Annotated in this window: 13 protein-coding genes; 10 read left to right on the forward strand and 3 right to left on the reverse strand. The window is 62.3% G+C overall.

Annotated elements, in window-relative coordinates; genetic code table 11:
* Positions 1-88: 88 nt before the first annotated feature.
* The 6 genes from pgl (at position 89) to C0Z19_RS04630 (ending at position 7,678) form a co-directional block, all read left to right on the forward strand.
* Positions 89-781, forward strand: coding sequence for a 6-phosphogluconolactonase (gene pgl, locus C0Z19_RS04605; RefSeq protein WP_102608622.1), 693 nt, complete (start codon positions 89-91; stop codon positions 779-781).
* Positions 759-2,681, forward strand: coding sequence for a bifunctional transcriptional regulator/glucokinase (locus tag C0Z19_RS04610; RefSeq protein ID WP_102608623.1), 1,923 nt, complete (start codon positions 759-761; stop codon positions 2,679-2,681). Before pgl ends, C0Z19_RS04610 begins: the two co-directional genes overlap by 23 nt.
* 565 nt (positions 2,682-3,246) lie before the next feature.
* Positions 3,247-4,365: a porin gene (locus C0Z19_RS04615; protein WP_102608624.1), complete on the forward strand. Its 1,119-nt coding sequence runs from the start codon at positions 3,247-3,249 to the stop codon at positions 4,363-4,365.
* Positions 4,366-4,592: 227 nt separating this feature from the next.
* Entirely contained in the window at positions 4,593-5,876 is a 1,284-nt protein-coding gene (gene hemL / locus C0Z19_RS04620) for a glutamate-1-semialdehyde 2,1-aminomutase (protein WP_102608625.1), read from the forward strand.
* Between the two features lie 15 nt (positions 5,877-5,891).
* Complete coding sequence (ribD, locus tag C0Z19_RS04625; RefSeq protein WP_102608626.1) at positions 5,892-7,013, forward strand: bifunctional diaminohydroxyphosphoribosylaminopyrimidine deaminase/5-amino-6-(5-phosphoribosylamino)uracil reductase RibD; 1,122 nt, start codon at positions 5,892-5,894, stop codon at positions 7,011-7,013.
* Between the two features lie 35 nt (positions 7,014-7,048).
* On the forward strand, positions 7,049-7,678 hold the full coding sequence (locus C0Z19_RS04630; protein ID WP_102608627.1) for a riboflavin synthase: 630 nt from the start codon (positions 7,049-7,051) through the stop codon (positions 7,676-7,678).
* 130 nt (positions 7,679-7,808) lie between these two features.
* On the opposite strand, the gene C0Z19_RS04635 is transcribed toward C0Z19_RS04630, so the two are convergent.
* Positions 7,809-8,330 (reverse strand): DUF6933 domain-containing protein, encoded by a 522-nt coding sequence (locus tag C0Z19_RS04635; protein ID WP_102608628.1) that lies wholly within the window; start codon positions 8,328-8,330, stop codon positions 7,809-7,811.
* 79 nt (positions 8,331-8,409) lie between these two features.
* Here C0Z19_RS04635 and C0Z19_RS04640 point away from each other — a divergent pair, with 79 nt between their 5' ends.
* From C0Z19_RS04640 to C0Z19_RS04665, 4 genes are all read left to right on the forward strand, one after another.
* Positions 8,410-8,685 carry a type II toxin-antitoxin system TacA family antitoxin gene (locus tag C0Z19_RS04640; protein ID WP_102608629.1) on the forward strand — a complete coding sequence of 92 codons (276 nt, stop codon included), beginning with the start codon at positions 8,410-8,412 and terminating at the stop codon, positions 8,683-8,685.
* Positions 8,673-9,206, forward strand: coding sequence for a GNAT family N-acetyltransferase (locus tag C0Z19_RS04645; protein WP_233195999.1), 534 nt, complete (start codon positions 8,673-8,675; stop codon positions 9,204-9,206). The genes C0Z19_RS04640 and C0Z19_RS04645 overlap by 13 nt, the downstream gene beginning before the upstream one ends.
* 772 nt (positions 9,207-9,978) lie before the next feature.
* Entirely contained in the window at positions 9,979-10,215 is a 237-nt protein-coding gene (locus C0Z19_RS04660; protein WP_233196000.1) for a type II toxin-antitoxin system CcdA family antitoxin, read from the forward strand.
* Positions 10,215-10,529: a CcdB family protein gene (locus C0Z19_RS04665; RefSeq protein ID WP_102608632.1), complete on the forward strand. Its 315-nt coding sequence runs from the start codon at positions 10,215-10,217 to the stop codon at positions 10,527-10,529. The genes C0Z19_RS04660 and C0Z19_RS04665 overlap by 1 nt, the downstream gene beginning before the upstream one ends.
* Positions 10,530-10,547: 18 nt before the next feature.
* On the opposite strand, the gene C0Z19_RS04670 is transcribed toward C0Z19_RS04665, so the two are convergent.
* Positions 10,548-11,465 (reverse strand): LysR family transcriptional regulator, encoded by a 918-nt coding sequence (locus C0Z19_RS04670; protein ID WP_102608633.1) that lies wholly within the window; start codon positions 11,463-11,465, stop codon positions 10,548-10,550.
* A 118-nt stretch (positions 11,466-11,583) separates the two neighbouring features.
* Positions 11,584-12,198, reverse strand: a complete 615-nt coding sequence (locus C0Z19_RS04675; RefSeq protein WP_102608634.1) for a DUF1989 domain-containing protein — start codon at positions 12,196-12,198, stop codon at positions 11,584-11,586.
* Positions 12,199-12,225 lie beyond the last annotated feature (27 nt).

Consider the following 12,225-nt stretch of genomic DNA (forward strand, 5'->3'; position numbering starts at 1 on the left):
GCGCGCCGAACCCGGGCCTCGGGCCTGAAGTTCGGCGCCCGCCGCTGCCGGCGATGGTGGATATACAAAAAAGCAGTCTGGAGGAGAAGTGATCGAGCTTCACGCTTTTGACGACCCGCGCGCTCAAGCCGGCGCGTTGGCGAAAGCCGTCGGCGGTGCGCTCAGCGCATCGCTTGCCGCGGCGCCCGGCGTACGCGCCACGCTGGCCGTGTCCGGCGGCACGAGCCCGCGCCCGTTCTTTCAAGCGCTCGCACTCGAATCGCTCGATTGGGCGCGCGTGAATGTAACGCTCGTCGACGACCGCTGGGTGGACGAAACCGACAGCGCCAGCAATGCCCGGCTCGTGCGCGACACGTTGCTCACGCAGGCGGTGAGCGCTGCGCGCTTCGCACCGCTCGTCGATGTGTCCGTTTCGCTCGACGCGCGCGTCGCTGCGCTGAACGCCGATGCATCTTATGCTCTGCCCGACGTCGCCGTCCTTGGCATGGGCGAAGACGGCCACACGGCGTCGCTGTTCGCCGACGCCCCCGCGCACGAGTGGACGCACGCGCTGCAAACGAGCGAACGCTACGTCGCCGTCCATCCAGGCGCGGCTCCCCATGCACGCGTGAGTCTGTCGATGTCCGCACTCAAGGGCATCAGGCAGTTGTTTCTGTTGATCTCGGGCGAACGCAAGCTCGACGTGCTGAAAGCGGCCGCATCCGCACCGCAGGAAAACGCCATCTCGAAGCTGGTAAACGACAAGGGAGTCAGACTCGATGTCTACTGGTCTGCAAAATAAAGCTGTTTCGGTACCCGGCGCACGCCAGCACGCCGATGGTCCGCGCCTGCTCGCCGACATCGGCGGCACCAACGCGCGCTTCGCGCTCGAAACGGAACCCGGGGAGATTTCGCAGATCCGCGTCTACCCGTGCGCCGAGTATCCGACGATCGAAGACGTGCTGAAGAAGTATCTGAAAGACACGAAGATCGGCCACGTCAATCACGCGGCGATCGCGATCGCGAACCCCGTCGACGGCGATCAGGTCAGCATGACGAACTTCAAGTGGGCGTTTTCGATCGAGGCGACGCGACGCGCGCTCGGGTTCGATACGCTCCTGGTCGTCAACGACTTCACCGCGCTCGCGATGGCGCTGCCGGGCCTGACCGACGCCCAGCGGGTTCAAGTGGGCGGCGGCACGCGCCGGCAGAACAGCGTGATCGGGCTGCTTGGCCCCGGGACGGGCCTGGGCGTCTCCGGTTTGATTCCCGCAGACGACCGCTGGATCGCGCTCGGCAGCGAAGGCGGACACGCGAGCTTCGCACCGATGGACGAGCGCGAAGATCTCGTCTTGCAGTACGCGCGCAAGAAGTGGCCGCATGTTTCGTTCGAACGCGTGGCCGCGGGGCCCGGCATCGAATTGATCTACCGCGCGCTGGCGGCACGGGACAAGAAGCGCGTGGCCCCCTCGGTGGATCCGGCCGAAGTGGTCAACCGCGCGCATGCCGGCGAAGCGCTCGCGCTGGAGGCCGTCGATTGCTTCTGCGGCATTCTCGGTACGTTCGCCGGCAATCTGGCGGTGACGCTTGGTGCGCTCGGCGGTATTTATATAGGCGGCGGCGTCGCACTGAAGCTCGGCGATCTGTTCATGCGCTCCTCGTTCCGCCAGCGCTTCGAAGCGAAGGGGCGGTTCGAAGCGTATCTGGCCAATGTGCCGACCTACCTGATCACGGCGGAATATCCGGCGTTTCTCGGCGTCTCGGCCATTCTCGCCGAACAGCTGTCGAACCGCGGCGGCGGCGGCTCGTCGGCCGTGTTCGAGCGGATTCGCCAGATGCGCGATGCGCTGACGCCCGCCGAGCGCCGCGTAGCCGATCTCGCGCTGAACCATCCGCGCTCGATCATCAGCGATCCGATCGTCGACATCGCGCGCAAAGCCGACGTGAGCCAGCCTACCGTGATTCGCTTCTGCCGCTCGCTCGGCTGCCAGGGGTTGTCCGACTTCAAGCTCAAGCTCGCAACGGGGTTGACCGGCACGATCCCCGTCAGTCACAGCCAGGTTCATCTGGGCGACACGGCAACCGATTTCGGGGCGAAGGTGCTCGACAACACGGTCTCGGCCATCCTGCAGCTGCGCGAGCATCTGAACTTCGAGCACGTGGAGACCGCGATCGAATTGCTCAACGGCGCGCGGCGTATCGAGTTCTACGGGCTTGGCAATTCGAACATCGTCGCGCAGGATGCGCATTACAAGTTCTTCCGCTTCGGCATTCCGACGATCGCCTACGGCGATCTCTATATGCAGGCGGCGTCGGCCGCATTGCTCGGCAAGGGCGACGTGATCGTGGCCGTCTCGAAGTCGGGGCGCGCCCCGGAACTGCTGCGCGTGCTGGAAGTCGCGATGCAGGCCGGCGCGAAGGTGATCGCGATCACGTCGAGCAATACGCCGCTCGCCAAGCGCGCGACGGTCGCGCTCGAAACCGACCACATCGAGATTCGCGAGTCGCAGCTCTCGATGATCTCGCGCATCCTGCACCTCGTCATGATCGACATCCTGGCCGTGGGTGTGGCGATTCGCCGGGCGGAGCCGACGACGGAAATGACCCAGGCCGTCGCCAAGGCGCGCTCGGCATCCACCGACGAAACGACGGCCGTGCTCGATTGGCTCAGTCACGGCGCGGCCTCTTCCGCCGCGGATTGATGCGGTTCAGCGCCGGGCAACGAAAACGCCTAACCGGCGCGGCGCCGACGCAGACAATCGGCAAACAGCCCGCGTCCGCCGCCAGGCGGCGCGGGTTTTATTTGTCTCCGGGATGTTTCCCGCCCCCCATACCGTCTTGCCGAATCCGCACTTTCGTATGCGGCAGCGGGGCTCGCAAGGGCTCGGCAGCGACGCCGCGTCGCGACGTCGCACCAAAACGTCGACTTTTCTTCAACGTATTCGCAACATTGGTGCGACAAAAAATGTCGCACCGATGCAACACTTCGCATCGCTAATTAAGCGTTCGCTTTCATTCATTCCCTTATCTGGCAAGGGCCCGAGACTTTCCGTCTCCGACATAGTCCTTTGCGGAACGCGAAACAATCGTCGGCAACTAGTGTTTCTACTAATGAGGGTCCGGAGGCCAGATGCCTAGTATGCCCTCGACTGCCTGGACCCTGCGGCGGCACCGAAACACCCAAAAGGTGAATGGGTCCGCGGCAACGAAATTAACCAATCCGGGTTGCTCATACTGCAACTCTCTCTTCGTCTCGGAGACCATTTGATGAAAAAATCGCTTCTCGCACTCGCAGTGACTGGCGCCTTCGCTGCACCGGCGTTCGCACAAAACAGCGTCACGTTGTACGGCATCGTCGACATCGGCATCAACTACATCAACAACGCGGGCGGCCACGCTGCATGGAAGATGCAAGACGGTTTCCTCCAAGGCAGCCGCTGGGGCTTGAAGGGTTCTGAAGATCTGGGCGGCGGTACGAAGGCCATCTTCCAATTGGAAAACGGCTTCCACCCGACGAACGGTGGCCTCGGCCAAGGTAGTCGTGAATTCGGCCGTCAAGCCTATGTCGGTCTGACGAACGACCAGTTCGGTACGTTGACTCTCGGCCGTCAATATGACCCGGTCGTCGACAACGCACAACCTACGACGTTCAACGGCCAGTGGGGCGCATTGTTCTCGCACCCGGGCGACATCGACAACACGGATAACGCCTTCCGTGTGAACAACGCAGTCAAGTACGTTTCGCCGCGCTTCGGTGGCGTTCAAGGCGAACTGTTCTACGCATTCGGCGGCGTGGCTGGTGCGTTCGGCGCACAAAGCACGATCGGCGCTGGCTTGAACTACTCGGGCGGCCCGCTGTACATCGGCGCTGGCTACTTCTACGCACGTAACCCGGGCGCAGCTACGAACTCGACGATTGGCAACGACTCCAACCTCGGCAGCGGCGGCATCTGGAGCTTCGTGGGTACGCCCCGCAACATGCAGTCGATCAGCGGCGGTGCAACGTACGAGTTCGGCCCGGCTAAGTTCGGCGTCAACGTTTCGGACGTTCGTTTCAACGACGCTCTCGTTGTCGGCGACACGACCCGCTTCGACAGCTATGAAGCGTGGGGCAACTACAGCCTGACGCCGGCTACGACGCTGGGCGCCGGCTACACGTATACGACGGGCAAGGTCGACGCTGCCAACGTGAAGCCGAAGTACGGTCAGTTCAACTTGGTGGCAGATTACCGCTTGTCGAAGCGCACGGACGTCTACGCGCAAGGCGCGTGGAATCACTCGATGAAGGCCGGCGTGACGGCTGACATCTACGCTGCCCTGCTCGGCGGCGCAAGCACAACGAGCAACCAAGTTGTTGCTCGCGTCGGCATCCGCCACAAGTTCTAAGCACAACAACCTGTCGTCCGGCCGGGTTTCGGCCCGCCGGAGCAAGGGTTGGAGCAGTACCCTCAAAGCGCCCCTCGTGGGCGCTTTTTTTATTCGCGCGCCACCGCGCAGCTGGCTGGCCATTCGGCCGAGGGCCCGGCAGCCCTGCTTTCGGTACAATTGGCGCCATCCTACCGGTCGGGCTCCCCGCCCGTGCAAGCCGGTCCATCGTCGAACCGATCTCGCCCATGTCCAGCAACCAAGCTCTATTCGAACGCGCGCAGCAAACCATTCCCGGCGGCGTCAATTCGCCCGTGCGCGCCTTTCGCTCCGTTGGCGGCACCCCGCGTTTCGTCAAACGTGCGCAAGGCCCCTACTTCTGGGACGCCGAAGGCACGCGTTACATCGACTACATCGGCTCATGGGGCCCGATGATCGTCGGCCACGTTCACCCCGAAGTGCTCGAAGCCGTTCAGCGCGTGCTCGTCGACGGCTTCTCATTCGGCGCGCCGACCGAAGCCGAGATCGAAATCGCCGAAGAAATCTGCAAGCTGATGCCGTCGGTCGAAAAAGTGCGGCTCGTGTCCAGCGGCACCGAAGCGACGATGAGCGCGCTGCGCCTCGCGCGCGGCTTCACGCAGCGCAATCGCATCGTCAAATTCGAGGGCTGCTACCATGGCCACGCCGACAGCCTGCTCGTCAAAGCCGGCTCGGGCCTGCTGACGTTCGGCAATCCCACGTCGGCCGGTGTGCCGTCCGATATCACCAAGCACACCACGGTGCTCGAATACAACAACACGCAAGCGCTGGAAGAAGCGTTCGCCGCCTTCGGCGATGAGATTGCGGCGGTCATCGTCGAGCCCGTCGCCGGCAACATGAACCTCGTGCGGGGCAACCCGGAATTCCTGCAAGCGCTGCGGCGTCTCTGCACGCAGCACGGCGCCGTCTTGATTTTCGACGAGGTCATGTGCGGCTTTCGCGTCGCGCTCGGCGGCGCTCAGGCGCTGTACGACATCACGCCGGATCTCACCTGCCTGGGCAAGGTCATCGGCGGCGGCATGCCGGCGGCGGCATTCGGCGGCAGGCAGGACATCATGTCGCTGCTTGCACCCGAAGGCGCCGTCTATCAGGCGGGCACGCTGTCGGGCAACCCGATCGCCGTCGCGGCGGGATTGAAGACGCTCGAACTCATCCAAGCGCCCGGTTTCTACGAGCGCCTGACGGCGCAGACGGCCCGGCTCACGAGTGGCCTGACAGCCGCCGCGCACGAAGCGGGCGTGGCGTTCTGCGCCGACGCCGTGGGCGGCATGTTCGGCCTCTACTTCACCGCGCAGGTGCCCGCGAGCTTTGCCGACGTCTCGCGCAGCGATATCGCCCGCTTCAACACGTTCTTTCATCAGATGCTCGACGCGGGCGTGTATTTCGCTCCTTCCGCCTATGAGGCCGGCTTCGTATCGAGCACGCATGACGACGCCGTCATCGATGCCACGATCGAAGCGGCACGCCGCGCATTTGCGGCGCGCGCCTCCTAAGACCCCGGCGCGCCCATGTTCTCCGAAGCCGACTTCATCCATATGCAGCGCGCGCTGACGCTCGCCGCGCGCGGCATGTACACGACAACGCCGAACCCACGTGTAGGCTGCGTGCTCGTCAAAGACGGCGTGCCGATCGGCGAAGGGTACACGCAGCCGGCCGGCCAGGATCACGCCGAGGTGCAGGCGCTCAAGGATGCCCGCAGGCGCGGCCACGACCCGCAAGGCGCGACGGCCTATGTCACGCTCGAACCGTGCAGCCACTTCGGCCGCACGCCGCCCTGCGTGCATGCGCTCATCGACGCGCGCGTGAAGCGTGTGATCGCGGCGATGGAAGATCCGAATCCGCAGGTGTCGGGGCGCGGCCTGTCGCGGCTGCGCGACGCCGGCATCGACGTGCGGTGCGACTTGCTCTCGAACGAAGCGCGCGAGTTAAACATCGGGTTCGTCTCGCGCATGACGCGCGGACGTCCGTGGGTACGGATGAAAGTGGCGGCTTCGCTCGATGGCCGCACGGCGCTGCCGTCGGGCGAGAGCCAGTGGATCACGGGCGCCGCCGCGCGCGCCGACGGCCATGCATGGCGTGCGCGCGCCTGCGCAATCCTGACGGGCATCGGCACCGTGCGCGATGACGATCCGCAGTTGACGGTGCGGGAGGTGGACACGCCGCGGCAGCCGCTGCGCGTGCTCATCGACAGCCGGCTCGATGTTCCGCTCACTGCACGGCTGCTGGACGGCACGCCGCCGCTCGTTTTCTGCGGACGCATCGATGAGCGCAATGCGGCGCATGCCGATGCCCTCGCTGCGCGCGGCGTCGAAATCGTGCCGCTTGCGAACGCCCAGGGCAAGGTCGATTTGCCGGCGATGCTGAAGGCGTTGGCCGAGCGCGGCATCAACGAACTGCATGTGGAAGCCGGGCATCGGTTGAACGGCTCGCTGCTGCGCGAAGGTTGTGTCGACGAGTTGCTCGTGTACCTGGCGCCAAGCCTGCTGGGTGCCGGCTCGGCAGGTATGTTCGACCTGCCGGCGCCGGCCACGTTGGACGCGCGCACGGCGCTCGTTTTTCATACGGTCGAACGTGTCGGCGACGACGTGCGCATCTTGGCGCGGCTGCTGCCGCCGCCGACAGCCAGATGAACTGAATGCATGAATAACTGAAAAGGACGCTCACGATGTTTACCGGAATCGTCGCGGCTGTCGGCCGTATCGAAGCAGTGAAGCCGCTCGGCACGGATGAAGCCGCCGGCGTGCGTTTGACGATCGATGCGGGCGCGCTTGATTTGACCGACGTGGCGCTCGGCGACAGCATTGCGATCCAGGGCGCCTGCATGACGGTGGTCGAAAAGACGGCACGCACGTTCGATGTCGATGTCTCGCGGGAAAGCCTCAACTGCACGATCGGGCTCGCAGCGCCGGGCGACGTCAATCTCGAGAAGGCGCTGACGGCACACGAGCGCTTGGGCGGCCACATCGTCTCCGGGCATGTCGATGGGCTCGGCACGGTGGCTCGCTTCGCACCTGTCGGCGAGTCGCACGAATTGCGGATCGTCGCGCCGAAAGATATCGGCCGCTACCTCGCGTACAAGGGCTCAATTACGGTGAACGGCGTCAGCCTGACCGTCAACAGCGTTGACGATGGCGACGACGGCTGCGAGTTCTCGATCAATCTGATTCCGCATACCGTCGAAGTGACGACGCTCAAGCACTTGAAGGCCGGCGATAAGGTCAATCTCGAAGTCGATTTGATTGCGCGGTATGTCGAAAGGATGTTGTCGACGGCGTCGACCATTCAGCGTAGCTGACCGCTGCGCGGAGCCTCGCAGCGTGAATATTTTTCGCTCTGAGACAAGTCGCTCATTTGCGACTCTGCAACTCTTGGGCACTTTGCACCCGGCACGTTGGGTTTTGGCCCTGCTGCCCACTCAAACCGAACTACGCCACGGCAACTCGCGATTGAGCGGCCACCCCTCCACCGCTCGCCAACTCTTTCAACGCCCGCTCCGGAGACACGGGGCCCTTGTAAAGGGGGCTACATGGCGTGTGCGCCAGTTTTAGCGACAGATCGATGAGTTCGTTCGGTTTGTCGTGGGCGCGGTAGGCTTCGGCGAGATGCGCAAACTCGGTCATGATGCCGACAACGCTGCGATTTTGCGTCTTCGTGTATTTGACGCTGTGCATTTCGGACACCTCCGATTCGATGAACGGACGCGGTACGCCGTGCGCGGTCAATATATCCACCAGTGCCTCAGGGAATCTGAGCGCTAAGCTTGCCGCCGGAGCCAACGGCATCAGCACCGGCAGTAGCGTCCGCTCACTCACGAGCATCGCAATGTGCGGCCTCCAGGACAAAACCGTTGCGTACCAGTTGCCCAGCTTCGTCGTGCCACTTCCGGCCTCGACGACGTCGGGTTTCAGACGCTGGAGCAGCTTTTGAGTGCAGCAAAGATACAGCATTGAAAAAGGGACCGTTCGTATATCGACAGAAGATGTACGCCTTTTGTGCTAACATGACGTACATCTGAAGGAGAATTTCATGAGCACATCGACCCGTTCCGCTCGCCTGGGTTTGCGGGCCACGCCACAGCAGGAAGCAGTGCTGCGCCGTGCAGCCGAGATCGCGCACAAATCAATGACCGATTTTATTCTCGATAGCGCTTGCCAGGTTGCCGAACGAACTCTGCTTGACCAGCGTTTGTTCCTCGTAACGGAAAGCCAATCGCAGGCGCTGCTTGACATGCTCGATCGTCCGACCCAAGACAATGCGGGCTTGAAGGAGTTGTTCTCCCGAACGGCGCCTTGGGAAAACTGATGTCGCTGTCCGCACTGCAAGCACTAGGCTCCAACCATGTATTGGAGGACTTCGATTGCGGCAAGCCCGGGCTGAATGACTGGCTCCTGCGCCATGCACGGCAGGCGCAAGCTAGTGGCTCGGCCAAGACCTACGTCGTTACCGAAGATCAACGCCTGGTTGGATACTACAGCCTAGCGGTTGGACAAATCGATACGATTGAGGCACCCGATCGAGTCCGCAAAGGGATGGGAGCCTATCCAATCCCTGTGGTCATCCTTGCTCGGCTGGCGGTGGCAATGCAGGACCATGGTCGTGGTGTCGGAATTGGCATGCTGCAAGACGCAATCCGGCGTACAGTGGCCATCGCCGAACAAGTCGGCGTTCGCGCGCTGCTGACACACCCGATCGATGAGGATGCAGCTCGGTTTTATTTGCGTTTCGGATTTGAAGCTTCACCGGTGCGAGAGCAGCAATTGCTGCTATTGCTCAAGGACGCTCGTCGACTACTCATGCCTGCCGCATCGGGCAAACAGGCGTAGGGATCGTCTATCGATGTCTCGCTACAGCTCGCGTGACATGACGGTGTTTCTGACGGTATACGCAAACGCGGCCAAATCACCCACCTTGCGGGACAAGCATCTCCGGCCGAGCTCAACATAATTGCGCGGTATGTGGAAAGGATGCTGTCATCGGCGTCCCCCAAGGGACGCTCGTAACGGGTTAAACCAGCGCGAGCTTCGAGTTTTAGCAACCACCTACCCAAAGGACAAGGATTGAACGACTCTCCAACAGTTCGTGTTTAGGGACGGAAAGGTGGCCATCCCGTTCGCGACGCCGACACAACGCCAGGGATTAGCGAACTGGCGCGTTTGCGCGCCGAAAATGCACGGCTCCGTGCCGTGCTCGATGCGCACGGCATCGACTTCCAACGGTCGTTGGCCGAGCCAGCAGCCCCGCCGCAGACGGAGGTGTGCCGACTTAGTACGGACGAGAAAGTCGCTTTGTTTCGCCGGCTGTTTCAGGGTGCTGTCCGCACTGTAAACACCATGCGCCGAACTTGTGTTGGGAGGCTTCGCGTGCGCACATATCGGAATTCGGAATAAGGCAAGACCAAGCCAACGCGCAGGCCGCCCCTCTGATCCGACTAGTCGCCAAGCACCCGGAAACACTTCGGATGCTGGAAACGCTCTGGTCAGGGGCCGGCGATAGGCACCGAATGCCAATGGGACGGTCCACCATCAGCGGCGAAACACATTTCTGTTAGCTATAATGCGCATAAATTCCCACATTCAAGGGAGGAGTATGCGACACATGAGAACCGATACCGCTCCACGCAGGGCGACCAACATCAGCCTGCCCGAGGACGTCTACAAGGACGCGAAGGAGCTCGGGATCAACTTTTCGCAGACGTGCGAACGAGCCCTCCGGCAGGCAGTGCAGGCGGAGAAAGATCGCCAATGGGCGATCAAACACGCTGACTTTATCCAGGCTTACAACGACATGATCGAGCGCGACGGCCTGCCGCTTGCTCAGTACCGGACGTTCTGATGGCCCGTTTCGACGTATTCTCCAACCCCGGTGGGCACGCCGGTACGCCTTATGTGGTCGAGGTTCAAGGAAATCATTTGTCCGGACTGGCAACTCGCGTGGTCATCCCCCTGCGCAGGTTGGACCGGATCGCCCCGGTACCGCTTCCGCCGGATTTGATCCCCGTGTTCATCATTGAGGGGATTGAGTGCATGCTCGACACGCCGACGCTCGCAGCAGTTCCAAGGAGCGCGCTGACCAAGCCGGTTAGCTCGCTGGTACATCGGCAAGACGAAATCATATCGGCTCTAGATAGACTACTTGGCGGGTGGTGAGCTTTTCAGCTTCGTCCGCTAATTCATCGCATCAAACCGCTCCCGAAACAACCTCGCCTCTTCACGAAGCCACCGCGTAAACAGACGAAGACCGCGCTTGGGGCGCGACGTAGGCATCTCCACGAGGCGATAAGAGAAGCCTGGCAGGCACGGCCCCTCTACGCGACGCAGGCGTCCCGTCCGCAGTGCCTCGTCGATCAGGACGTTGCTGCACATCAGCGGACCCAGACCACATTCGGCGGCATACAGCGCCAACATTTCCTCGCTGTACCACGACATGCGGAAGTCGACGCTCCGATCGTGCCCGGCAAGCGCGAGCCATGCGGACCAGTCAGGGCCGTTGAGCGCGCGATTTTCCCATTGGTAGGCAAGCAGCGGATACTTGCGAAAATCGTCGATCGTCGGAACGCGATCCTCGGGACAAATGCTGCGATCGGCAACGGCGATATAGCAGTCCTCCAGAATCACGCAATCCTGCTGCCCTGTTTCGACCTTCCCATACCGTATCGCGAGGTCGACATCTTCCGCACGCAGGTCGACCGCTCGCTCCGAACCGTGGATATGCACCACCACATCCGGGTGGATCGCGTTGAACCGCGCCAGCCTGGGCATGAGCCAGCGCTCGGCGAACGCCCGCGTGGCCGAGATCCTGATCGAATCCTCGTTGACGTCGGCATGGACGATGTCGAACGCCCGGGCGATCTGGTCGAAGCCGTCGCGCAGGATCGGGTAAATCGTTTTGCCGATCGGCGTCAGCGTGACGGCGCGCCCCGTTCTTTCGAAGAGCTTGTGCCCGAGGCGGTCCTCCAATTGTCGTATCTGATGGCTCACCGCCGTGATCGTCACGGACAATTCGGCCGCAGCCGCGGTAAAGCTCTGATGCCGGGCAGCAGCCTCGAATGCGCGGACCGAATTGAGCGGTGGCAACTTACGCATGGCGAAATACCTTCATCTGGATGGCGGTCGCAGTGAACGGATTCTACCGAGCGAACGAGGACATGCTCGCGTGAAGCGTCTCAACGAGTCCGCCAGCACCGCCGCGGGCCGATCGCGTTCAGCTTATCGAATAATGCGCGTCCGTCGGCATCATCCCGTTGACTGCCGTCACATCTTGCGGGCAGGCCGACATCACGACGATCAGATCCATCTCCGCACGCAGCACGACATACTGCCCGGCCTGGCTGACCGGCGGCAGGAATTCGAGCCGGCCATCCTCGTGCACGGGCACATTCATGAACAAATTCAGGGGACATGGCGTTTCGTTCGACCGGATGCCCAGCCTCGCAAGTGCGATCGCGAGATTGTCGGTGCAATTGTCGTGATGCCCGGCGACCTGCAATTGCTGATAGCGATGTTTGTCGCAGGCGGCGATCAGGGTGTCGTGGATGCCTGGCGTCGTGTCTTCGATCAGCGTCAGGATGGGGCGTCGACGATTCGTCAGCAGCGTATCGCCGACCTTTGGCGAGAGCTTCAACATCGACGCACGGCTGTGCTCCATCGACATCGATTCGTCGATGTCTTCCTGATTGAATGCCCATGTGTCGACCACCTGATGACCATACGTGTTGACGACTTTGAGCGCCATACCCTTGGCAAGTCTGACCGCTACGCCGCTACGGGCGGGAATGGTGGTCAATTTGCCGTCGGGCAGTGAGATTGTCGGGTTCATGATCTGTATACCTTCAGATTTTCATTG

This window comes from Trinickia soli (assembly GCF_002879855.1).
Taxonomy (GTDB): domain Bacteria; phylum Pseudomonadota; class Gammaproteobacteria; order Burkholderiales; family Burkholderiaceae; genus Trinickia; species Trinickia soli.

Excerpts from the sequence above, each read along its gene's own strand:
- C0Z19_RS04610 (WP_102608623.1), top strand. The coding sequence starts at position 759 with ATGTCTACTGGTCTGCAAAATAAAGCTGTTTCGGTACCCGGCGCACGC.
- C0Z19_RS04615 (WP_102608624.1), top strand. The coding sequence starts at position 3,247 with ATGAAAAAATCGCTTCTCGCACTCGCAGTGACTGGCGCCTTCGCTGCA.
- hemL (WP_102608625.1), top strand. The coding sequence starts at position 4,593 with ATGTCCAGCAACCAAGCTCTATTCGAACGCGCGCAGCAAACCATTCCC.
- ribD (WP_102608626.1), top strand. The coding sequence starts at position 5,892 with ATGTTCTCCGAAGCCGACTTCATCCATATGCAGCGCGCGCTGACGCTC.
- C0Z19_RS04630 (WP_102608627.1), top strand. The coding sequence starts at position 7,049 with ATGTTTACCGGAATCGTCGCGGCTGTCGGCCGTATCGAAGCAGTGAAG.
- C0Z19_RS04635 (WP_102608628.1), bottom strand. The coding sequence starts at position 8,330 with ATGCTGTATCTTTGCTGCACTCAAAAGCTGCTCCAGCGTCTGAAACCC.
- C0Z19_RS04640 (WP_102608629.1), top strand. The coding sequence starts at position 8,410 with ATGAGCACATCGACCCGTTCCGCTCGCCTGGGTTTGCGGGCCACGCCA.
- C0Z19_RS04660 (WP_233196000.1), top strand. The coding sequence starts at position 9,979 with ATGAGAACCGATACCGCTCCACGCAGGGCGACCAACATCAGCCTGCCC.
- C0Z19_RS04665 (WP_102608632.1), top strand. The coding sequence starts at position 10,215 with ATGGCCCGTTTCGACGTATTCTCCAACCCCGGTGGGCACGCCGGTACG.
- C0Z19_RS04670 (WP_102608633.1), bottom strand. The coding sequence starts at position 11,465 with ATGCGTAAGTTGCCACCGCTCAATTCGGTCCGCGCATTCGAGGCTGCT.
- C0Z19_RS04675 (WP_102608634.1), bottom strand. The coding sequence starts at position 12,198 with ATGAACCCGACAATCTCACTGCCCGACGGCAAATTGACCACCATTCCC.